The sequence below is a fragment of the Mesorhizobium sp. IMUNJ 23232 genome (assembly GCF_044326205.1).
GTDB lineage: Bacteria > Pseudomonadota > Alphaproteobacteria > Rhizobiales > Rhizobiaceae > Kumtagia.
The window spans coordinates 1-22,047 of the sequence record NZ_JBIRCY010000053.1 but is presented as its reverse complement, the minus strand read 5'-3'; the positions used below and the strand labels follow the sequence as shown (position 1 = coordinate 22,047).

Genomic DNA, 22,047 nt, shown 5'->3' with positions numbered 1-22,047 from the left:
CGCCGCTACCGGGCTTGCGCCGCCTTGCAGCCAATAAGTTCGCGCAGCGCCTCGACTGCCTTGTCCGTCTCTTCCGTCGACAGCACGTCGGCGTCGAACAGTTTCATGCTGCGCAGGCCCTCCATTGCCAGGAACAGAATCAGCGCCGTCGATTCCTCGCCGGCGTCCGCCTTCAGCCGGTCGAGCATCTGCCGCTTGAAGACCGTGATCGGCGTCATCATTTCCGGATGCTGGACGATGGCGGCAAGCACGCCGGAGGCCGGCGGCGTCTTTCGCGCGCAGTCGACCATGGACGTGTCCAGATAGGCGCGCAGGATGTTGGCCGGTCCGCCGTCCGGGCCAGGGCATGCGGCCAGTTCCTGTTCGAAGTGCCTGAGATGATCCTCGATGATCGCTTTCAGCAGGTCGGCCTTCGAGGGAAAATGGTAGAGCAGCCCGCCCTTCGACACCCCCGCCCGCGCCGCCACTGCGTCGAGGGAGAGGTTTGCCGGACCCACGTCGCGCGCGATGTCGGCCGCGGCGGCCAGGATTTTGGCGCGGGCGGTCGGTCGCGCCGGAGCGTCCGGCCGCTGTTTGGTGACCACATCCATCGGCGTTTCCTCTCCCGCTTTTTTCCAACGGGATTGTCAGTTGACATTACCGTCCAGACGGTACAGTAATCGCCACCGAACTTCAAGCGACCGTCACTGGCACCGTCGCGCTCCTCGCGAGCACGGCACCCGACGGCCTTTCATTACCGGTAATCCCATGATCCTGCGCTTCATCCTGGCCTTCATCGTGCTCGTGTTCGTTTGCGGCGGCATCGTCGGCTTCAACATGCTCCGCGATCAAGGCATCAAGGACTATTTCGCCAACATGCCGCGCCCGACCCTCACGGTCTCGGCGGAAGAGGTGAAGCCGGTGACCTGGACGCCCGGTATCGAGGCGCTGGGCACGGTGGCCGCCGCGCAGGGCGTCGACCTCAGCGTCGAGACCACCGGCATCGTCAAGTCGATCCTGTTCAAGGCCAACGAACATGTCGACGACGACCAGGTGCTGGTGCAGCTCGACGACGCGGTGGAGCGCGCCGACCTGGAAGCCCAGAAGGCGACGGCCTCGCTCGGCCAGTTGGCGCTCGACCGCGCCAAGGCGCTGCAGAAGCGCGGCGTCGGCTCCGACGTCACCGCCGACGCGGCGGCGGCCGCGGCCGCAACGGCGTCCGCCAATGTCGCGAAGCTCCAGGCAGTGCTTGACCAGAAGCAGTTGCGCGCACCGTTCGCCGGCACCGTCGGCATTCCGAAGATCGAGGTCGGCCAATACCTGCAGCCCGGCACAGTCGTCGCCACGCTGCAGGACCTCGACACGATGCGCGCCGACTTCACCGTCCCGGAGCAGCGGCTCGCGGAATTGAAGATCGGCCAGCCGGTGCGCCTCGGCACGGACCAGGACAAATGGGACTTTTCCGGAAAAGTCACCGGCATCGACCCCAAGGTTGACCCGGCGACGCGCCTCGTCACGGTGCGGGCCGAAGTCTCCAATCCCGATGGAAAGCTCAGCCCTGGCCAGTTCGTGCAGGTGCAGGTGCAGTTGCCCGAAGAAAAGGACGTGATCGCCGTGGTGCAGACCGCCGTGGTGACCAGCCTCTATGGCGACTACGTCTATGTCGTGCAGTCGCCGGACGCGAACAAGGAAGAGCCGAAGCCGGCGGCCACCGATGAACCTAAGGTCAGCGAAGCCGAGGAAAAGCCGGTTCCTGCCGGCGCCGCCATGGCCGCCGAGCCCAAGCCTGAGCCCGCGCAAAATCTCGTGGCGCGCCAGGTCTTCGTCAAGCTCGGCCGCCGCGCCGAAGGCCTGGTCGAGATCAAATCCGGGCTCTCGGACGGCGACATCGTCGTCACCGCCGGCCAGAACCGGCTCTACGGCGGTGTCGCCGTCACCATCGACAACACCGTGACGCCCGATCAGAAGACAGCCGCGCAATGAGTTTCTCCGATCTCTTCATCCGCCGTCCGGTCCTTTCGACCGTCCTGGCCTGCATGATCCTGCTGCTCGGTTTCCAGGGCATCTTCAGCCTGTCGATCCGCCAGTATCCAAAGGTTGACGAAACCGTCATCACGGTGACGACTGCCTATCCCGGCGCTAGCGCCGACCTGATCCAGGGCTTCATCTCCGCGCCGATCGCGCGCGCCGTCGCCTCGACCGAAAACATCGACTACGTCACATCATCGAGCCGCCAGTCGTCGAGCACGGTGACGGTGCAGATGAAGCTCGGCTCCAATCCGGACGTCGCGCTGACGGAAGTGCTGTCGAAGGTGCAGGGTGTGCGCGGCACCTTGCCGGAGGAGGCCAAGGATCCGGTGATCGTCAAGGGCACCGGCCAGCAGTTCGCGATGATGTACATCTCGATGCAGAATCCGAACATGACGCCGGAACAGCTCACCGAATACATCGAGCGCGTCATCCGGCCGCGCATGTCGACGGTGGAAGGTGTGGCGGACGTCCAGATCTTCGGCGCGGCGGATTATTCCATGCGCGTGTGGATCGACCCGATCCGGCTGGCGGCGCGCGGCGTGACGGCGGCCGACGTGCTCACCGCCATCAACAACTCCAACTTCCTGTCGGCGCCCGGCAACGCCGAGAACGAATATGTCGTCTCCTCCATCACCGTGCGCTCGACGCTGCAGACGCCCGAAGCCTTCGCCGCGCTGCCGCTGCGGACGACGGACGGAAATGTGGTGCGGCTGAGGGACGTCGCACGCGTCGAACTGGCGGCTGAGAACACCGATGCGCGGGTGACTTTCAACGGCAAGCCCGGCACCTTCCTCGCCATCTTCCCGACCCCGGCGGCCAATCCGCTGACCACGGCGGAATCGATCCACAACATCATCCCCACTATTCAGGAAACCCTGCCGCTGGGGATGACGATCCAGATCGTCTACGATTCCACCGAGCAGATCAGCGCCTCCATCGACGAGGTGTTCAAGACCATCGGCGAAGCGGTCGCAATCGTCGTGGTGGTCATCCTGCTGTTCCTCGGCTCATTCCGCTCGGTGCTGATGCCGATCGTGACCATTCCGCTGGCGCTGATCGGCGTCTGCTTCCTGCTCTACACGGTGGGTTACTCGATCAACCTGTTGTCGCTACTCGCCATGGTGCTGGCGATCGGCCTCGTCGTCGATGACGCCATCGTGGTGGTGGAGAACATCCACCGGCATATGGAAGAGGACCACATGTCCGCCATGCAGGCGGCGTTCAACGGCATGCGGGAAATCTCCTCGGCCATCGTTGCCATGACGATAACGCTGGCCGCCGTGTTCGCGCCGCTTGCCTTCACGGGCGGCCTGACCGGTTCGCTGTTCCGCGAATTCGCGGTGACGCTGGCCGGCGCGGTGGTGCTCTCCGGTATCGTAGCGATGACCATCACGCCGATGATGTCGGCGCGCCTGCTCAAGGCCGGTACGCCTGGCCGTTTCCAGCGCATCATCGACGCCGTTTTCAGCCGGGTCGAATGGGTCTACGGAAAGCTGGTCACCGGTTCGCTCAAGTATCGGCCGGTGACGCTGATGATCGTGATTGCGCTGGTCGCGGTGACAGGTTTCATGTTCACCAAGACCTCGAGCGAACTGGCGCCGGAAGAAGACCAGGGTTTTCTGCTGTCGCTGGTGACGGCGCCGCGCTATGCGACATCCGACTACACCCAGCGCTACGTCACCCAGATCAACGATCTGGTGAAGGATATTCCCGAAACCAGGGCGTTGTTTTCGGCCGTCGCCTTCGGCGGGGCGACCAACAGCGCCTTTGTCGGCTTCGCCTTCAAGGACTGGGCCGAGCGCACCCGCAGTTCCAAGGAACTCCAAGCGGATATTACCAGCCGGCTCGGCAAGGTCGCCGGCGTGCAGGCATTCGTCTTCGCACCCCCGACGCTGCCGGGCTCCGGCGGCGGCCTGCCGATCACCATGGTGGTCCGCTCGACCGGCGACGCCGGCCAGGTGTTCGAGGCGGCCGAAGAAATCAAGAACAAGGCGCAGGCCTCCGGCCGCTTCATCGTCGTCCAGAACTCGATGGCGTTCGACGCGCCGGAAGTGACCGTGACGATCGACCGCGACCGCGCCGCCGCGCTCGACCTGCCGATCTCCGAGATCGGTCGCACCCTGACACTTCTGGTCGGCGGCGCCGAAGTTGCGCAGTTCGACCGCGATTCCAACAGCTACGACATCATCCCGCAGGTGCCGCAGGAGTTCCGCGACAATCCCGAGAAGCTCAGCGGCTATTTCGTGCGCAGTTCGACCGGCGTGATGGTGCCGCTGTCGGCGGTGGTGAAGATTTCCACCAACGCCTCGCCGGCGGCGATTGAGCAATTCAACCAGTTGAACTCGGCGACGATCTCGGCGCTGCCGCTGCCAGGCGTCACCACCGGCGACGGACTGAAGGTCATCGAGGACATCGCCAAGCAGACCCTGACCGACACGTTCTTTATCGACTATTCCGGCCAGTCCCGGCAGGAGAAGGAACAGGGCAACACCATCCTGATCGCCTTCGCGGCGGCGGTGCTGGTCATCTATCTGGTGCTGGCGGCGCAGTTCGAAAGTTTCCGCGATCCGCTGATCATCATGATGTCGGTGCCGCTGTCGATCTTCGGCGCCATCGTGCCGCTCAATCTGGGCCTAGGCACGCTCAACATCTACACACAGGTCGGACTGATCACGCTGATCGGGCTGATCACCAAGCACGGCATCCTGCTGGTCGAATTCGCCAATCAGCAGCGCGAGGAGCACGGTCTGTCGCGCCGTGACGCCATCATCGCCTCCGCAAAAGTCCGCCTGCGGCCGATCCTGATGACCACGGCGGCGATGGCGCTAGGCGTCGTGCCACTGATCACCTCCAGCGGCGCGGGTGCGGCGGCGCGCTACTCGATGGGCCTGGTGATCTTCACCGGCATCCTCGTGGGCACGCTGTTCACGCTGTTCGTGGTGCCGATGTTCTACACCTACATCGCCCGCAAGGAGCTTGCCCCGAAGGCCGAGATGCCTACGGCGCCACCAGCGCATGGGGCTCCGGCGCCGGCGCATTGAGAATAGGGCAGTGTCTCGGGCCGAGGCACTACCTTTGAAGATCGCGTCTTTCCCGATGGTGCTGCACGAGATGTGGCCGGGCCGAACTGTCGCGCGGAAAAGGCAAGGCTGTCAGATGCAGGCCGACAATGCGCCGCGGCCGAGCGTGCAGGACGCCTTCGTCAATCGATCTCCAGCGACACGGCCGGATGCAGTTTCTTCAAATTCGGCAAGGACTTGGTCTGCCAGGGGATTTCCGAGCTTCCCCGCACCACGAGCCTCACATCGGACTGCTTGCGGACCTCGATGGTGAACTTCGCCAGCAGATTGATGCCCGAGGAATTCAGGAACTCGAGGTCGGTCAGGTCTATCGTTATGGATGCCGGTCTGGACGCCAGAATACTGGTCATCAGCGCCATGATCGGTGCGTAGGCCTCCGTGCCGGAAAGGCGCATGGACCCGTCAAAATGCACGTCGTTACCCTCGGTCCAGACGCGATAATCATCCGTTTTTATTTCCATGTGCAGCGTCGTTCTTTCGCTAATGAGACTGTGAAATGGGAATGGTGGCAAATGTCTCGAGATGCACCCGGTTGCCCTGGTCCACCGGGCTGAATATCCAGGCAAGACGCACGCCATAGTCGCTCATCAGCGTCAGCAGGCCAAGACCGGAGCCGGAGTCATCGGGGTCCGCGGCGTTAGCCTCGATGCGGCTGATCAGCAGGTCGCCCGGATCGCCGATCGTGATCTCCGAAAGCAGTTCCTGGAAGGTCGCGGCGGTTGCGTCGGCAACGACGTTCGAAACCTTGACCTTGAAGTTTTCCGTATCCATCGACGCCTCCACGATGATCTCGCCGGGTTCGCGGAACTTGACCGCGTTCTCGATGAGTTCGTTTACGAGGTAGCCGATGTTGTGGCGGACTTCCCGATAGTCGTTGCGCGAGGCGTAAAAGGGCAGGGAGAAGAGATCGGCGATGAAATCCGACGTCGTTGCGCAGTGGTGCCACCTGATATCCAGCGGCCCATCGAACAGCCGCACACGGCTGACGCTGTCGTTCATGCCGATGGCGATATCCGCGGGTCCAAACAGAGTGGTCATGACTCACCTATGTCGCATGACGACGAGCGTGATGTCGTCGTGAATTTTTCGGGTCCCGATGTGAGCCATAAGATCCTCGACGATGCCCGTTTTCATATCCTCGGCGCTGGCGCCGTAGCGCTGGCGCGCACTTTCGCAAAGCCGGTCCAGCCCGAACAATTCGCCGCGCGGGCCTTCGGCCTCGGTCACGCCATCCGTATGAAGGACAACCACATCGCCGCTGGCAAATGGAATGTTGCGGGTTGCCACAAAAGGCGAAATGTCCTGTTCGAGACCGATGGGCAAACCGAGATCGATCGTATCGATCCGCTCCACTTCGCTGCCGTCACGCATGACCAATATCTCTTCATGCTGTCCTGAGAGGGTCAATTGCTCATCCTCATAATCGAGGAAGGCCAGCGAGAGATGCTTGTCCGAGTTCGTGCGCTCCAGGTTCTTGTAGATCGCCCGGTTCAACCGCTCGAGAAACTGCAACGGGTCGCCCTCGCCGGTTTCCTGCAAGGCGCGCGCCACGGATTGCACCATCAGCATCAGCACGCCGCTTTCCAGCCCGTGGCCGGTGACGTCGCCGATGCCGATCTTCAGCTTTCCCCCGTCCTGCAGCACGTCGTAATAGTCGCCTCCGACCTCGTCGGCGGGGCGCATATAGGCTGCAATCTCGACGCCGGGAATGGTGGCAAGCTCGCGGTCCTTGGGCAGCACCATCATCTGGATGTGGCGCGCGACATCGAGTTCCGCTCCCAGGCGCACGTTCTCGTCACGAAGCTTTTCGTTGAGCGTGGAGATTTCCTTGTTCGCGCTCTCGAGATCCTTCGTCCGGTCCTCGACAAGCTGTTCTAGATTCTCCGTGTGGAAGCTGATCTCCTCGGCCATCCTGTTGAAGGCCACGCCGACTTCGCCCACTTCGTCCTTGGTGGGGATGTCGACACGGACCGAATAGTCTTGCTGCTGAAGCCGGCGGGCGGCGCCCGCAAGGGCGCTCAGGCCCGCCGTGATGCGCTTCGACAGCCCGAACACCGCGGCGAAGACGATCATCAGCGCAACGATGATCGCTGCCAGTTGGTAGAGCAGGATGCGGTTTGTCGCCTGCGAGATGCTGTTCTGGGTAGCGATGAGAGTGGCATAGATCTCTCGCTCAGGCACTACGATGCCGACTGTCATCGTTTCCTTCGTAATCGGCCCGGCACTCCACATGTTCGTCGGTTTGAGCTGCTTGAGAACGACGATGTAGTTGTGCTTTTCGCCCTGATGATCGAGCGAGATGGTCTGGATTGCGCCGTCATTGGCCTGGTCGAGAGGAAGCGAAGCGATAGCCGCCTGGCTGCTCTTGCGCAGGGACCGGTCGAATACGGACGGGCTGGTGTTGCCGATGCCGAGCGTCTTCTCGCCTGCCGGCGTGACGGCGAGAACATTGCCGTTCGACATTGCAAGAAAGGCGAAGCCGGTGTCCGCGATCTTCACGCTCTGGACGATATCGGCCATCTGGTCGAGCGTCAGATCGGCGCCGATGACGCCGGCCAGGTCCTTTCGGTCTCTGGTCCACACGGGGCGCATGAAACTGACGATTATCTTGCCGGTGACGCCGTCCATGTAGGGCGAGAGAGTGGTGATCTCGTCGTCGACCGGCTTGCTCGAGGGATCCTTGAGCCAGCCCTGCCAATCCTCGTAGAGCTGGGGAAAGAAAAAATCCCACCAATTCGTGCTGTTGTGACCGGGATAGACACGATCGAACGTGACGCCCTGGTTGGTGTAGGGGGTCGAACGCAGAATCGGAGCGCTTTTCGGCCCGAGGAAGTAGACCTGCAGCTTGCGCGTGCCGCTGTTCTGAACGGCGGGGCCAAAAATGTTGAAGGCCGTGCTGTCACGGACGATGGCCGCAACGTCGGGAGGGAGATTTCTGGTCGCATTGAGCAGATAGCCCCACACGGTGACAGCAGAAGCTTCTCCCGGCTCATTCTGCCACCAGTCGCTGGCCGAATTGTAGGTAAGCGGGGTGGAGAACGACGGATCGCGTTCGATTGCCTCACCCAATGCTGCCTGAACCTCGGGATGATCGATGAGCGCCTGCGTCGATCCGGCGAGAATGTCCATTTCGGTGTGGACCTGATCGATCAGCAGGTCAGTTCTTTCGGCAGTGGTCGCGATATAGTTCTGAAGATATTCGCTGGTTGCCTTGGTCAGGCCGAGGCCCACCTGCTCCGTGGCGTCCCGCGACAGCCGATTGACGTTCCATAGCGCCAAGCCACCACTGACCAGCAGATCGAACAGCACCGCACTGCCGACAACCAGCAAGAACTTCGCTCGGAACGAACGAAGCCCGAAGCGCGATGTGGCTTCTTCCACTGGGTTCATAGCGGTTTGCGCCCCGATGCGACCCAGACCGGCCAGCCAGCATATCCCTTGGGGTGCAGCGCTGCAAAGATATGATCCTGAAAGCCCTTGCGGAACCGCTCCACGAATTCCGGGCCGTCGCCGCGCCTTGTAGACATCTCTCCGGCGAAAGTGTCCTCCCAGGCTTGGATGACGTCTGCAAAATCCTGCGGATCGCCGTCGAGATTGGTCACCATGAAGGATTCGACGCGAACATCATCGAAACCGGCATCCATCAGGTAATGGCGGCTTTTGGGGCCAAATTCCAGGTCCATCTTGAAATGGGCAAACAGTTTGGCAAGCTCGTCATAAGTCCATTCGATTGATTCGCCGCGGGGTTCGCCCAGGCATTGCGAGATTTTCTCGTTGGTGACGTACACGCGGCCGCCGGGTTTGCAAATCCGGTACATCTCTTTCAGGATCAGGGCGGGCCGGTCGAATATCTGCAGAGAGTGGCGGCAGGTGACGAGGTCGAACTGGTTGTCGTCGAGCAGCATCTCCGAAGCGTCGCCATAGGTATATTCGATGCCTCTTATGTCGAATTCCTCGGCGACACGACGCGCATAGGCAAGGCTCGACTTGGAGTGGTCGAGCGCGACGATCCGTGATGGCTGGAATTCCTTCTGCGCCAGCACCGCAAAATCCCCGATGCCGCAGCAGATGTCGGCCATTGTGATGCCGGGCCGCATGCCGTGGCGCGGCAGGATGGCGCGTTCGTGACGCCATGTCATCTTGGTCTGCGTGCGCAGGACCGGAATGAACCCGCCTTCTTCGAGGAAGGTTTGTCCGGGGTAGAATTCCGTGTCGTACTCTTCGACGACGATGTTCGGCTCGATATGACCGAGAAGTGCGAACTTGCGCGTCGTCCAGCCGACCACGCTCGATGTGACGATCACGAACCGAAGATCGGGCCGGGCCCGCGCAGTGTCGATGATCACCCGCGAAAAGGCGTGAAACGCGATATTGTTCATCTGCGCGAGACGCCTGACATTCACGTAGAGCACACCGCGCACACGGTCGATGGACTCTTTCAGCAGGGCAAGGCTCGGCGCGAGTTCGTCGATCGTCTGGGGCCGCACGGATCCTGAGACGGAGAACTCCTGATTGCTCAGGTCGAATTGCGCCTTGAAGCGCGCCGATGAGCCAAAGGTGGTCGCGCTCAATGTGCCAGGCCTCCAAGCGGCAGATCGACGACCAGCGTAATCGTGTCACCGTCGACTTCGTCCAGCCTGATGGCTGCATGGTAGTTGACGGCCAGTTCGAGAAGCATCATGTCGCGGCTCGGAGCGATGTCGCCCGACAGCGAACTCAAATACCTGCCCCGTCCATCGCTTTCTTGGGTTCGCGATACCGCAGTCTCGAAGAACCGGCGCTCCTCGTCGCCGCAGGCAAATGTCAGCTCAACCCTGTCCGTTTCGCCGAGGCGGGAGACCTTGCAGGCAAAAGCACCGCCAAGGCGACGGGTTCGGAAGGTGACTTCCAGCAACTCGTTCAGCGCCGAGGAGAACAGGTTCGAAAACAGCACCGAGTCGGGTCGGTTGTGGCTGATGGTGCGGGCAAGATACGTCGCTATGTAGTCGCAATGCGTCCAGTTCGAATGAAATGACGCGATCTGCATGTCGATCTGGATCATTGCGCGGAAATCATGATCCGCAATGACATCACGCTCGGCCTTGATCGGCATAGGGCATCCTCAAATCGTAACGGTCGAACCCGGCAAAGCACTGCCCAGGCAAGTTGATAGGTATCAGCCGGAAGCGGGTAGGAATCGCATGTGCCCGTTCGCTTTCCCATTTTCAGCTAAATATTTCAGCCACATTACCCGCGACCTTGTCCTTCCGCCCTGTGCAATGCCATCGGCTGCCGAGCCATGAAATCGCGTACGGTGTCCGCGTCCATCGACTGTCCCAGAAAATTGCCCTGAAGGGTGTCACAGCCTTCGTCGATCAGCCATCGCGATTGCGCCGCCGTCTCGACCCCTTCAGCGGTTACGCTCATATCGAGGCCATGCGCCAAGCTTAGGATGGAGCGCACGATCGTCTGGCTCTTGCGATCCGTCATCAGGTCCTTGATGAAGTACCGGTCGATCTTGAGCGTGTCGAAAGGAAAATTCTTCAGATATCCAAGCGACGAATAATGAGTGCCGAAGTCATCGAGCGAAATGCGTATGCCGAGCACGTTGAGCGTGTTCAGCGTGTCGAGATTGTCGACGGTCTCCTCGAGCAGGACCGTTTCGGTTATCTCGAGTTCGAGGCGGTCGGCTCGCATGCCGGCGGCGTCCAGGACTTGCGCGACGGTGTCGGTAAGCGTGCCGCTAAGAAATTGTGCCGGTGAAAGATTCACGGCGATGCTCAGCGAACCGGGCCAGCTCATCGCCTCGCGGCATGCCTGTTCGAGCACCCAACGGCCGATTTCCTCCATCAACCCGTCGCTTTCGGCCATTGGAATGAAGACATTTGGCGGGATCAAGCCGATCTCGGGATGACGCCAGCGCAACAGCGCCTCGAAGCCGGCGATGGTCGAAGGCGGCCGGATGAGCGGCTGATATTCGAGATAGAGTTCCTGCCGCTCCAGCGCGACACGCAGGCTTCGCCTCAGATTCTCGCGCTGCTCCAACAACAGCATCATCGAGCGATTGAAGACCCGCGCACAGCCTCGGCCATCACGCTTCGCAGCATAGAGTGCGATATCCGCGGCCTTCATCAGTTCCTCGCTTTCGATCCCGTGATGCGGGCCGAAGGCGATGCCGATGCTTGCACCTACGAAAAGTGGGATGTCATTGATGATGAAAGGGGCCTTGAACGCGTCGACCAGCGCCTGGGCCAGCCGCAGCGCTTCCGCCGGCTGCTGCTTGCCGGACTGGATCACCGCGAATTCGTCGCCGGCATAGCGATATGCCGAATCGCCTTCCTGCAAGGCTCCCCTGATCCGGTTCGCTGCAAGCTGCAGCAATGTATCTCCGGTGCTGTGTCCAAGCGTGTCGTTGACCGATTTGAAATCGTCGAGATCGATCTGCAGCAGTGCCGAGCGTTCCCTGACCCCGCCGGTCTCGGACAACACCTCGGTCAGCCGTTCGCTGAACCGGCGCCGGTTCTGAAGCCCGGTCAGCACATCGTGTGTGGCCTCATGCAGGAGCTTCACATGCTCCGCTTCTTCGACGACAACGGGTTGCGTATCCGCCGATTCGATGATGCCCAGGCCGTCCGGAGTCCGGAAAACCAGCACCTTCCCCGGTTTCCGATCTTGCATCTGAAAGGGAACGGTCACCGGCAGGCCATCGCGCAAGACGCGCTTCAAGGCGTCCCGCGATTCTCCTCCGGCCAATACAGGATAGATATCCGAAACGCTGGCACCGGGAACCATCGCGCCATTGTGAATATCCCGCAGGTTTGCGGCGTATTGGGTCAGGCGCAGGTCGTGGTCGTAGAAGGATACCAGCTCGTCCGTACTCTCGAGAAAGCTGGCGAGACGTGCCTCGCCTGCGGAGGACGGTTCCATATGCCGCCTCCTTTCGCGGTTGCCTGCACGCGCGGCTTTCGGATAATCGAACAATTTCCAGAAGCGATGCAAGTCCGCATCTCCCCGCCACAGAAGAATATTAGCATACCGAAGGAAACATCCGCAAACCTCCGAGGTCAAAGCCCACAGGTGGATCAGTGCGCTTATCGGAACGCACGTTCCGGCCATCTTTTCGCAGGCCGCCTAACCCGATACCTACGGGCTGGACGAGGTAATCCAGCGTTTCGGACTGACATTCGACGAAGCACGCGAGCTCGGCCAGGCGACAAGCCTCGCCAGGGAGAAAGTCGGACAGCATCTGGCGGCGCGGTGGCCAATGGGGAAATTGGCGACGCCGGATGGCGATGCGCTGTTCCGAACGTGACACTCGGCAGGCCGGTACGGACAGTCCGTGCACCTATACCGAGGTCTAGGTCAGCCATTCAAACCGCCAGGTCGAATCACCGTTTGTCCTGTTGCGCTGAACGTCACGATACAGGTACGCAAGACCCGAGGTAGAGACTGCGCATTGGGCAGGCAGCACTGGCTATTGGTTGCTGAAGGAGTTCCGGCGGCAGCGCGTGAGGCCGCTCCTGATTGACGTGTGACGGAACCGCGGTTGATACTGACCACGTGAACGCCAATTCGTGTCCAGCAGATCTCCTCGAGGCGAGAGTAATGGGCATTGCGATTTCAGGTATTGCGGAAAGTCCCGTAGCAATTTTGGTCGACGACGACGCAGCGGTCCGCGAGGCGTTGGAGGAATTGCTGAATTCGGTCGGCATCGACACGATGTCGTTTTCTTCGGGCCAGGAACTGCTGGACGCAAAACTGCCGGACCGCCCAGGCTGCCTCGTTCTCGATGTGCGAATGCCGGGTCTGAGCGGCCTCGATCTTCAGCATCTCCTTGCAACCAAAGGCATATTAACGCCTATCGTGTTCTTGACGGGTCATGGCGACATCGCCATGAGCGTTCAGGCGATGAAGGCTGGGGCAGTGGATTTCCTCACCAAGCCGGTGCGCGACCAAACGTTCCTTGACGCGGTGTCCACCGCTATCGCCAGGGACGTCGCGCGAAGAGCGGCGTCGACCGTATCGCGCAAGAACGTAGCCCTCTACGAGACCCTTACGCCCCGTGAGCGGGAAGTGCTGAGGCTCGTGGTCTCCGGTGCGATGAACAAGCAGATTGCGTCGGATCTCGGCATCAGCGAGATCACCGTAAAGCTCCATCGGAGCCACATGATGAAGAAGATGAACGCAAGATCCATCTCCCATCTCTTCAACTTGTGGCAGTCGCTTCCGGTCGACAGCCGCTGAGCGGCTTCGTCTGCGGGAGAGGACAAGTGTACGGTGAGGCGTTTGGGGCTCCGTAGCTGACTTGCATAACGGCCGCGATAGGGAGTGGGACGCAGAGGCGGTATCGAGAGGTCCGAAATGGAGCTGACGTCAACGAAACGACGCCGCGCCGTGGCATTGGCGATCGGCGCTGCGAGCGTCTTGCTGGCATTGTTCGTCAATGAGCCATATGTTCTGCTGGTCGCCGTTGCAGTCATATGCATCTGCAACGGCTGGGAGACCGGCCTGGTGGCCGTTGCCGCGGCCGGTCTGCTTTCATCCGTAATCTTGTTTTCGCTGGAATCAGAGACCACAGGCGGCGCGGTCCGGTTGGTGGTATTTGTCGTCGCGGCGTTGGCCCTGTGGTTCGTGATAAAGATTTTCAGGACCGTGAGCTTCTATGACCGGGTCTACCACGACACCGGTCCGAGCATTGCCGATATTCCGGGCCTCGGATGGTCGGCCTCTCCGGATGGCCGCCTTCGCTTGGTCAATCCCGCGGCACTCGACTATGTGGGCGTGACAGCCGATGAGATGCGCCGAATCATGGATGGCGATGATTATCATTGGACACAGTTTGTCCATCCGGACGATGTCGAGGCGAGCATGGCGCGATGGCGTCACAGCTTGCTGACGGGCGAGCCTGTGGTCGACGAGCAACGTGTGCGTCGGTTCGACGGAACGTATCGATGGTTTCGCGACACCGGGATTGCTTCGCGCGACGAGCACGGAAGGATAACCGGCTGGTATGGCCACTCGGCGGATATAGACGATCAGAAGAAGGCCGAAGCTGCGTTGCGCGAGCGTGAGCGTGAGCTTCGCCTGCTGGTCGATACGGTTCCCACCATGATCTGGCTGATGACGCCGGCGGGATTGCCGTACTATTTCAACAAACGGTTCGTCGACTGGGCGGGCATCGACTCCGCCAGGGAGGAACCGCGAGGCACGCGGCATTTCGCCTCCCATGTGGAGTTGTTCCATCCCGATGACCGGGCGGCCGTCAAGGCCGTGTTCGAGAAGTCCTTTGCCCGTGGAGAGCCACTCCAGCACAAAGGCCGGCTGTGCCGGAAGGATGGCCAATATCGCTGGATTGATTCGCGCTTCGAACCGCTACGCGACGAGGATGGCACCATCCTTCGCTGGTACGGCGTCAACTTCGACATCGACGACGAGGTCCGCGCCCAGGAATCGCTGCGACTGGCGGACGAACGGCTCGCGCGCGCCTTGCGCGCCGCCAGCTTGTCCGAACTGTCGGTGTCCATTGCGCACGAACTCAACCAGCCGCTCCAGGCAGTCGTGGCCAACACCGGCGCCTTCCAGAGATGGCTGAATGCCGATCCGCCAAACTTCAATCATGCCAGCCGGGTCGCCCAGAAAATCATTAGAAACGCCGACGCGGCGGCACAGGTGATCACCCGCATCCGTGCGCTGTTCAGCAAGACCGAAAGCGAACCGCACGTGATAAATCTGAACGCGGTGATCCGCGAAGTGTGTGATCTCTTAGGTGACAGGCTCGCATCGAGCGGCGTCAAGCTGGACCTTCACCTCGATCCCGGCCTTCCTGCGACGGTTGCCGATCACGTTCAGATGGAGCAAGTCGTCCTCAACATCGTCCGCAACGGCATTGAAGCGATGCAGGACGTCGGCATCAATGCGCGAAGCCTGCGAATCGTGTCGCGGTGTCAAAATGACGGAACGGTTGAGGTCGAAGTGCGAGACAGCGGCCGCGGACTTAGCAATCCGGAACGGATTTTCGAGGCGTTCTACACAACCAAGCCGGATGGAATGGGAATGGGCCTGGCAATCTGCCACTCGATTGTCGAGGCGCACCGCGGCCGGCTTTGGGCGGAAAATGTCGAGACAGGGGGGGCATCCATAACCTTCAGCCTCCCCATCCGCGCTGCCGACCCGACCAAGACATCCACCGGCGCGACGGTATGCGCCTGAGGGAACGCCTTCAGAGGTTGATCCGGGCATCGGCCATCGACTGCACGATCTCGATGAGCGTGTTGACCAAAATGTACAAAATTCCGAAAACGATGGCGACGCCCAGCACTGCCGGGAGATCGGCGCTGGCAAAAGCCTGAACCGTGTAAAGACCCAGACCAGGCCACCCGAAAACGCGCTCGACAACCAGCAAATTGCCGAAGAGAAGGCGGACCTGCAGGCTCAGCATGGACAGTGGGGCCGTGGCGGCATTGCGCAAGCCGTGGTGCAACAACACCTTTGTCTCGCTGAGACCCTTGCCACGCGCGGTCCGGATGTATGTCTGCCTCATCACCTCGTGAAGCGCACCGTTCAGGCTCCGGCCGACCGCGATGCCGATAGGCAGCGCCAGTGCAAGCGCCGGCAAGATCATGTGCCGCAGCGCGTCGACGCTGACTTCGGGCCGGCCGACCAGTATTCCGTCGATGACGTTGAGTCCCGTAGGGCCTGCGAAGTCGGGGTAGGCAAGCCGACCCGCTCCGGGAAGCCAATCGAGACGGAACCAGAAAAAGTAGGCGAGAAGCAAGGCCGACAGAAAGATCGGCGTGGAGCCTGCCCCCACAATAGCGAGCCTTATGCTGCCCGATCCCGGAATCAGGAACTGCAGCGCCGCCATAAGGCCGGCGAGCGCAATTCCCAAAGCGATCGACGCGAGTCCGAGCTCAAGCGTAGCGGGAAGATATTGGCGTATGTCGTCAGACACCGGCTGTCGGGTCCTTACCGACGTCCCCAGATCCCCATGCGCGAGACGCAACAGAAAGCGCCCGTACTGAATGACAGCGGGATCGTCCAGTCCGAGCTGCTCGCGCATCGATTCGACCGTTTCCGGCGGAGCACTCGGCCCGGCAATGGCCCGCGCTGGATCGGCTGGGATAATGCTCTGGAGACCGAAGACGATGAAGCTCATCACCAGGAGAACGATGACGGCGCCGACGACGCTTTTGGCGAAATATGCCAGCATCTACGCCCCCCGCAGGGCGGCTCGAATGCCGTCGCCGGCAAGGTTGGCGAGAAGGCAGAGGAGAAAGATGATCGCGGCCGGCAGGATCGGCAGCCACCAATGGACAGTGAGACTGTCGAGCGTGCGCGCCGTCATCGCTCCGAGTTCAGGCGCCGGCGCAGGCAGTCCAAGGCCAAGGAACGACATCAGCGACATCGTCATGATGACGTTGGCGACATCCAGTGACGCCCCGATGAGCAGGGCCGGGACCACACCCGGCAACAGATAGCGCAGCAGCAGGCGCGGACCGCGGACGCCAGCAATACGCGCCGCCTCGACATGAGGACGGGCCTTGAGCCGGCGAATTTCATCACGGGATATACGCGCGTACCACATCCACCAGACAATGGCGAGCGCGATCATCGTATTGACGAGCCCCGGGCCAAGTGAAGCCACGACAGCGAGCGCGATAAGCGTTCCTGGAAGGACCAGGAACAAGTCGACGATCCGCTCGATGACCAGATCGACTTTGCCGCCCGCGAGGCCAGAAACCAGTCCGACCAGAGAGCCCACAATGAGACTGAAACCGATAACGGCAAGCCCCGGCAGCCACGTATATTGAACGCCGAGGATGACGCGGGAGAACAGGTCGCGGCCGATCTCGTCGGTGCCGAACCAATGTTCGGCCGACGGCGGCAGGTAGGCCCTGCCGACGCGCAGTTGTGGGTCGAACGGCGTGATCCAAGGCGCCAGCACGGCCACGACGGTGACAACAGGCACGCCGACAATGCCGACGCTACCAACCCAGCCCGCACGCTGGAAGAAATCGCGCCAGTTGAACCGGGGCCGCGCAGGCACCGTGTCCCGCCTGCCGGTCATGGTCCGCCTCCCGCCTGCAGGCTCGGCATCGCTGCGATGAGAGATCGCGTGTAGGCGGATTGTGGCGCGGCAATGATGGCATCCGGATCGGCGATCTCGACCAACTCGCCTTCCTTCAGCACCGCGACACGGTCGGCGATGATCCTGGCGGCCGCCAGGTCGTGCGTGACGAACAGCATTGCCATGTCGAGCCGCCGCCGAAGGTCGCTAAGAAGGTTCAAGGTAGTGGCCGCCAGCGACACGTCCATTGCGCTGATCGGCTCATCGCAGAGCAGCAGCCCTGGGGGGACGATTACCGCGCGTGCTAAAACGGCGCGCTGGCACTGCCCGACCGACATCTCGGCCGGGAGCGCGTCCATCAGGACCGGATCGAGGCCGACCAATTTCATTGCCTCTCCGACGCGACGGCGGCCGTAGTCACTGTCCGGCGAAACGGCCCGCAAGCGCTCGCCGATCTGCTCGCCGATCGTGAGCCACGGCGTCAGCGCCGCCACTGGGTCTTGAAACACGACTTGCGGAGGAAGCCTGTCGAACCGAGTGACAGTGCCGCTCTCGGGCACCACGAGCCCGGCCGCAATCCTCAGAAGGGTAGACTTGCCGGCGCCGCTCTCACCCACCAGGGCCACGCACTCGCCAAGCTTGATCGACAGGTTGACCGACTTGAGAACGGGCTGCGGTTGACGCCGTCCCCAAAACGATCGGGCGCCTGTCGGATATGTCTTTCCGACGTTGGATAGCCTCAAGGCGGCGGTTTCCTGGATCACCTGAGCCGGCCAGGGTTTTGCATCGGTGCGCTGCGCTGAGAGAAATGGCGTTTGTTCGTGGTGAAGGCAGGCGACTGCGCCACTGTGGACGGAGGCGGGCTCCAGCGGCGGGCGGATCGCTGTGCAATCCGGCAGGGCGATCGGGCAGCGTGTCGCGTAGGCGCAAGCGTTCTCAACATTTATGGAAGGTATGCGCTCTGGCGGGAGCGTAGGAAGCGGGCGCCTTCGATCGGAGTCCAGATCGAAGCGGGCTGCGAGCAGGCCGGCGGAATAAGGGTGCGCCGCATTGCGGGCCACATCCTGCATGCGCCCCATTTCAACGATGCGTCCGGCGTAGAGAACCAGGATGCGGTCGGCCAGTGAGGCCGCTACACTCAGATCGTGTGTGATGAACAGAACTGCCGTCTGCTGGTCGCGGGCGAGATCGCGCAACAGGTCGAGGATCTGCGCCTGCATGGTAACGTCGAGCGCGGTGGTTGGTTCATCGGCGATGAGCAGCTTCGGTCTTGCCATCATCGCCATGGCAATAAGCACTCGCTGACGCTGTCCCCCCGACAGGCGATGCGGAAGCGCATCGGCGATGCGGTCCGGGTCAGGCAGGCCGGTTCGGCCGAGCCAGTCTTCGATAGATCTCTCGGCCCCCCCATCGGATTCTCGCATCTGGCGGCGGATCGTCATCGTGGGGTTGAGCGCGCCCACCGGATCTTGTGGGATGGCTCGGACGAGGTGCCGGCGGGCCGACTGCCATATCCGCCTCCTCGCGCCGGCAAGTTCGATCCCCACCAGCCGGATCGAGCCTGCAATCCGTGGAAGGTATTCACGCGCTAAGAGCCCCTGAAGCGTCAGCCCGATGCTTGTCTTTCCGGAACCGCTTTCTCCGACAAGCGCGACGATCTCGCCCGGAAACATGTCGAAACTGATGCCGTCGAGCACGCGGGAAGGACGGCCTTCGCGACTGAGAATGAGTGAGAGGTCTTTGACGGCGAGGACGGGCTCGGTCACGGGCTCGGACATTCGGGACGAAAGCTTGATCATCTGCGGTACGAGCCTGACCTGCTTCCGAAATGGAACCGGATGGCCGGAGTTCAGGGTCCCCGGCGAACGGTGGCGAAGTCGATGTTGCCGGGCGGGTTCACGGGACGGAGTCCAAGGTCCTTCAGACCCTTGGCGTGGACGACCACATCGTTGACGTCGACAAGCGGGATGACGATGCCCGCGTCGAAATACATCTGCCCCGCTTTCTCGTAGAGAGCGTCGCGTTCTTTGACGTCGGTTGCCTGCCCTGCCTGGTCCACGATGGCATCGGCTTGCGGCAGCGCCCGTCCAAAAAAATTGAGAGGAGCGTCTTTTGTGAAGAACGCCTTGGCCTGACTATCCGGGTGAGCGGCGTCCGGGCCTGCTATCGTGAGCAGCAAATCGGGAGGGTTCGGGTCGTCCTTCAACGTGTAAGCAGCGCCGGAGGGCAGAACGTAGGCGGTCGCCTTTACGCCGATCGACGCCAGTTGCGCTATCATCAGATCGGCGATACGGGCGTAGCTCGGGGCCGCGCTATGCAGGCCTATGACCAGATTGACCGGGCCATGTTTGGCGATCGCGGCTTTCGCTGCCGCGAAGTCGGTCGGGAACCGGATCGGTTTGACCGGATCGAGCATCACGTTCGGATAAACCGACTTGGAAGGGCTTGCGAACTCTCCAAAGGCGTCCTTGACCCACAGTGCCGGGTTGATCGCTGTCAAAACGGCCTCGCGGACCTCCGCTTCGTCGAGCGGCGAGTTCGGCTTAACGAAAAGATCGTACGGTATCATGCTCGGGGCTGTGGTGATCTCGAGACCACCCGGCAGGCTGGTGAGTTGCGAGAATGGATAGTTGAGCGGTACGGCATCGATCACACCCGCCTGCAATTGAAGTATCTGCTGGCTGATGTCGGGCACGACCGAAATTAGGATCTGCCGGAAGAACGGTCTGTCGCCCCAATAGTCGGCGTTGCGTTCGAGCACATAGCGCTGACCGCGTTTGAATTCAGTCAGTTTGAATGGACCCGTGCCGACCGCGTGCTCATTGAGCCAGGTCGTTGCGAAGTCCCCGTTGTCATGCTCGGCGAGCGCCACCGGACTGATGATCTTGGGGCCCCATGGACTGGAAAGGGCATCCAGGAGCGAAGGCTGAGGATGGCCCAGAGTGAGTACAACCGTCGAATCGTCGGGCGCCCTCATGTCCCTCACGTTGGCTAGGGTGTAGCTCTGGTTCAGTCCACGATCGCGGCGGCGTTCGAAGGAATTTATGACCGCCGCCGCATTGAATGGCGTGCCATCATGGAACTTGACGCCGTCGACCAGGTGGAAGGTGTAAGTCAGCCCGTCGTCGGAGATCTCCCAGTTCCTGGCGAGCCGACCAACGATCCTGGTCGAACCCGGCTCATATTCGACGAGACCCTCGTAGACGTTGTTGATTGCGCTCATCGCGCCGGTCTCGAACCCGTTGTCCGGATCGAAAGTGCCGATATCGGCCACGTAGGGTATGCGCAGCACCTCCTGGGCGTGGACCGGTGCAATCCAAGCCAATAGACCGAGGAGGAGTCCCAGCGTGCGCAGCCCCAACCTTTGCTTGTAGGATTGTTCGGTCCGGTACGCGAAAATCTGCATCAAGGATTTCCCGTTGGCCTGGTACTTAACTAGGACTGCAGGAAGGCCACCCGCAGTCGATTCTTGGCCAACGAGGCATCAAACGCTTTTGTCCAAGCCAGTGTCCCACCGATGCCATCAAGATATTCTTTGCGGCGCTCGGCACCGATGCGGACACCCAGACATTGTCGCCACGATACGTCAGCCCCCCGATCGCGGTCTATGAGCATCAAGCAGAGGTTACCCTATTCCCCGGGAATAGATTATGGCCCCGCTGGACAGGTATTTGAACCTTGCAGATGCGCATTCTCAACGGAACGCGTTCGCCAGCACGATGACAAGTTCGGTAAGGCGGCCATGCGGTCGATCAGTAAGACGTCCCGTGCCTCTCGGCGAGATATCCTTTTTCATCCCGGCAAGGAGCAAGGTGCATGGGATGCTCGACCGCCACGGCCTCGCAAGTCGGGCCCGCAAGAGGAACAGGGCGAACAAGGCCATGGGCACGGCGCTGTCGCAGGTCGAACAGATAAGGGGTGGCGGAGAGGAAGGGATTCGAACCCTCGAGAAGCTTTTGACCTCTACTCCCTTAGCAGGGGAGCGCCTTCGACCACTCGGCCACCTCTCCGTGCCGCCCCACTAGCCCGTGCGACCCTTGCGATCAAGCGGTTTCTCGGAGAACTTCGGGACTCATCGGCCAATGCTCCGGGAACCGGCGCTGGCCTTCCAATGGGAGGCTGTTTGTTTCGCGGCAAGCTTTCGGTCCGCGGCCGGACGTGATTCGAAGCCGCGACGGACATCATCCCTCTACGCAAGTGCCTTCGGCCCCCTGATGGTTAACCGAGTGTTTAGGCAGGCTATCAAATCGTGTCTTTTGTGTCACAGAGCCCAACGATAGCATCCGGGCGGCATCGCGCTTCCGACGATCGCGGTTGAACGGACGAAAGCGATGCGCAATCTTCGAACCGAGAGAGGGGCGAGCTATCGTGTCTTTTTCGGCTTGGGGATGGGACAGAAAGCGCTGTCCTTCAGCAAACAAAGGCCCAGACCCTTTTATCAACTTTTGACTGGAGGTCAGAAAATGAACATCAAGAGCCTGCTTCTCGGCTCCGCTGCGGCGCTGGTCGCAGTCAGTGGCGCTCGCGCGGCCGACGCGGTTGTCGTTGCCGAGCCGGAACCCGTCGAATACGTTCGGGTCTGCGACGTCTATGGTTCGGGCTTCTTCTACCTGCCCGGCACCGAAACCTGCCTGAAGATCGGCGGTTATGTCCGCGTCGACATCCGCGGCGGCGATTTTTATGGCGCCTCGTATCTTGATGATCCGCATGTTGGCGTCCGCAGCGCCGCGGGTGAAGAGACCTACAACAACCGCGTCCGCTTCCAGCTGCGCGCCGATGCCCGTAGCGAGACCGAATACGGCACGCTGCGTTCGTATGCCGCCATCAACTTCAACTACCAGGTGTCGGGCAGCGGCACGACTGGCTACGACATGGAAGACGGCGTCAGCATCGAGCACGCCTATATCGAGC

The 22,047-nt window shown here is 61.5% G+C and carries 16 protein-coding genes and 1 tRNA gene; 5 read left to right on the top strand and 12 right to left on the bottom strand.

Going from position 1 to position 22,047, the window contains the following annotated elements; translation table 11 throughout:
• Positions 1–5: 5 nt before the first annotated feature.
• The gene (locus ACH196_RS29070) at positions 6–590 is read right to left on the bottom strand and encodes a TetR/AcrR family transcriptional regulator (protein ID WP_396650337.1); all 585 of its coding nucleotides are present in this window, start codon (positions 588–590) and stop codon (positions 6–8) included.
• A 157-nt stretch (positions 591–747) separates the two neighbouring features.
• On the opposite strand from ACH196_RS29070, the gene ACH196_RS29065 reads away from it, so the two are divergent.
• Both ACH196_RS29065 and ACH196_RS29060 read left to right on the top strand, forming a co-directional pair.
• On the top strand, positions 748–1,962 hold the full coding sequence (locus tag ACH196_RS29065) for an efflux RND transporter periplasmic adaptor subunit (RefSeq protein WP_396650336.1): 1,215 nt from the start codon (positions 748–750) through the stop codon (positions 1,960–1,962).
• A complete protein-coding gene (locus tag ACH196_RS29060) occupies positions 1,959–5,051 on the top strand; it encodes an efflux RND transporter permease subunit (protein WP_396650335.1) in 3,093 nt (1,030 codons plus the stop codon). Before ACH196_RS29065 ends, ACH196_RS29060 begins: the two co-directional genes overlap by 4 nt.
• A 161-nt stretch (positions 5,052–5,212) precedes the next feature.
• On the opposite strand, the gene ACH196_RS29055 is transcribed toward ACH196_RS29060, so the two are convergent.
• The 6 genes from ACH196_RS29055 to ACH196_RS29030 all read right to left on the bottom strand — a co-directional run bounded on the left by ACH196_RS29055 (position 5,213) and on the right by ACH196_RS29030 (position 11,996).
• Positions 5,213–5,551 (bottom strand): STAS domain-containing protein, encoded by a 339-nt coding sequence (locus tag ACH196_RS29055; protein ID WP_396650334.1) that lies wholly within the window; start codon positions 5,549–5,551, stop codon positions 5,213–5,215.
• Between the two features lie 19 nt (positions 5,552–5,570).
• Positions 5,571–6,128, bottom strand: coding sequence for an ATP-binding protein (locus tag ACH196_RS29050; RefSeq protein ID WP_396650333.1), 558 nt, complete (start codon positions 6,126–6,128; stop codon positions 5,571–5,573).
• Positions 6,129–6,131: 3 nt separating this feature from the next.
• On the bottom strand, positions 6,132–8,480 hold the full coding sequence (locus ACH196_RS29045; protein WP_396650332.1) for a SpoIIE family protein phosphatase: 2,349 nt from the start codon (positions 8,478–8,480) through the stop codon (positions 6,132–6,134).
• Complete coding sequence (locus tag ACH196_RS29040) at positions 8,477–9,661, bottom strand: methyltransferase domain-containing protein (RefSeq protein WP_396650331.1); 1,185 nt, start codon at positions 9,659–9,661, stop codon at positions 8,477–8,479. The genes ACH196_RS29045 and ACH196_RS29040 overlap by 4 nt, the downstream gene beginning before the upstream one ends.
• On the bottom strand, positions 9,658–10,182 hold the full coding sequence (locus ACH196_RS29035; protein WP_396650330.1) for a ubiquinone biosynthesis methyltransferase UbiE: 525 nt from the start codon (positions 10,180–10,182) through the stop codon (positions 9,658–9,660). The genes ACH196_RS29040 and ACH196_RS29035 overlap by 4 nt, the downstream gene beginning before the upstream one ends.
• Before the next feature lie 134 nt (positions 10,183–10,316).
• A complete protein-coding gene (locus tag ACH196_RS29030) occupies positions 10,317–11,996 on the bottom strand; it encodes a putative bifunctional diguanylate cyclase/phosphodiesterase (RefSeq protein WP_396650329.1) in 1,680 nt (559 codons plus the stop codon).
• A 678-nt stretch (positions 11,997–12,674) separates the two neighbouring features.
• Between ACH196_RS29030 and ACH196_RS29025 the strand changes: the two genes are divergently transcribed.
• Both ACH196_RS29025 and ACH196_RS29020 read left to right on the top strand, forming a co-directional pair.
• Positions 12,675–13,313 carry a response regulator transcription factor gene (locus tag ACH196_RS29025; protein ID WP_396650328.1) on the top strand — a complete coding sequence of 213 codons (639 nt, stop codon included), beginning with the start codon at positions 12,675–12,677 and terminating at the stop codon, positions 13,311–13,313.
• Between the two features lie 117 nt (positions 13,314–13,430).
• Positions 13,431–15,278, top strand: a complete 1,848-nt coding sequence (locus ACH196_RS29020; RefSeq protein ID WP_396650327.1) for a PAS domain-containing protein — start codon at positions 13,431–13,433, stop codon at positions 15,276–15,278.
• A 10-nt stretch (positions 15,279–15,288) separates the two neighbouring features.
• Here ACH196_RS29020 and ACH196_RS29015 read toward each other — a convergent pair whose 3' ends face one another.
• From ACH196_RS29015 to ACH196_RS28995, 5 genes are all read right to left on the bottom strand, one after another.
• Positions 15,289–16,278: an ABC transporter permease gene (locus tag ACH196_RS29015; RefSeq protein WP_396650326.1), complete on the bottom strand. Its 990-nt coding sequence runs from the start codon at positions 16,276–16,278 to the stop codon at positions 15,289–15,291.
• Positions 16,279–17,136: an ABC transporter permease gene (locus ACH196_RS29010; RefSeq protein WP_396650325.1), complete on the bottom strand. Its 858-nt coding sequence runs from the start codon at positions 17,134–17,136 to the stop codon at positions 16,279–16,281.
• Positions 17,133–18,935 (bottom strand): oligopeptide/dipeptide ABC transporter ATP-binding protein, encoded by a 1,803-nt coding sequence (locus ACH196_RS29005; RefSeq protein WP_396650324.1) that lies wholly within the window; start codon positions 18,933–18,935, stop codon positions 17,133–17,135. The genes ACH196_RS29010 and ACH196_RS29005 overlap by 4 nt, the downstream gene beginning before the upstream one ends.
• Before the next feature lie 50 nt (positions 18,936–18,985).
• Positions 18,986–20,542, bottom strand: a complete 1,557-nt coding sequence (locus ACH196_RS29000; RefSeq protein WP_396650323.1) for an ABC transporter substrate-binding protein — start codon at positions 20,540–20,542, stop codon at positions 18,986–18,988.
• A 513-nt stretch (positions 20,543–21,055) separates the two neighbouring features.
• A tRNA-Ser gene (locus ACH196_RS28995) sits at positions 21,056–21,146 on the bottom strand.
• 453 nt (positions 21,147–21,599) lie between these two features.
• On the opposite strand from ACH196_RS28995, the gene ACH196_RS28990 reads away from it, so the two are divergent.
• Positions 21,600–22,047, top strand: a 448-nt coding sequence (locus tag ACH196_RS28990; protein ID WP_396650322.1) for a porin, incomplete at its 3' end; no start/stop codon positions are given.

Excerpts from the sequence above, each read along its gene's own strand:
- ACH196_RS29000 (WP_396650323.1), bottom strand. The coding sequence starts at position 20,542 with ATGCAGATTTTCGCGTACCGGACCGAACAATCCTACAAGCAAAGGTTG.
- ACH196_RS29030 (WP_396650329.1), bottom strand. The coding sequence starts at position 11,996 with ATGGAACCGTCCTCCGCAGGCGAGGCACGTCTCGCCAGCTTTCTCGAG.
- ACH196_RS29015 (WP_396650326.1), bottom strand. The coding sequence starts at position 16,278 with ATGCTGGCATATTTCGCCAAAAGCGTCGTCGGCGCCGTCATCGTTCTC.
- ACH196_RS29065 (WP_396650336.1), top strand. The coding sequence starts at position 748 with ATGATCCTGCGCTTCATCCTGGCCTTCATCGTGCTCGTGTTCGTTTGC.
- ACH196_RS29005 (WP_396650324.1), bottom strand. The coding sequence starts at position 18,935 with ATGATCAAGCTTTCGTCCCGAATGTCCGAGCCCGTGACCGAGCCCGTC.
- ACH196_RS29010 (WP_396650325.1), bottom strand. The coding sequence starts at position 17,136 with ATGACCGGCAGGCGGGACACGGTGCCTGCGCGGCCCCGGTTCAACTGG.
- ACH196_RS29055 (WP_396650334.1), bottom strand. The coding sequence starts at position 5,551 with ATGGAAATAAAAACGGATGATTATCGCGTCTGGACCGAGGGTAACGAC.
- ACH196_RS29050 (WP_396650333.1), bottom strand. The coding sequence starts at position 6,128 with ATGACCACTCTGTTTGGACCCGCGGATATCGCCATCGGCATGAACGAC.
- ACH196_RS29035 (WP_396650330.1), bottom strand. The coding sequence starts at position 10,182 with ATGCCGATCAAGGCCGAGCGTGATGTCATTGCGGATCATGATTTCCGC.
- ACH196_RS29020 (WP_396650327.1), top strand. The coding sequence starts at position 13,431 with ATGGAGCTGACGTCAACGAAACGACGCCGCGCCGTGGCATTGGCGATC.
- ACH196_RS29025 (WP_396650328.1), top strand. The coding sequence starts at position 12,675 with ATGGGCATTGCGATTTCAGGTATTGCGGAAAGTCCCGTAGCAATTTTG.
- ACH196_RS29070 (WP_396650337.1), bottom strand. The coding sequence starts at position 590 with ATGGATGTGGTCACCAAACAGCGGCCGGACGCTCCGGCGCGACCGACC.
- ACH196_RS29045 (WP_396650332.1), bottom strand. The coding sequence starts at position 8,480 with ATGAACCCAGTGGAAGAAGCCACATCGCGCTTCGGGCTTCGTTCGTTC.
- ACH196_RS29060 (WP_396650335.1), top strand. The coding sequence starts at position 1,959 with ATGAGTTTCTCCGATCTCTTCATCCGCCGTCCGGTCCTTTCGACCGTC.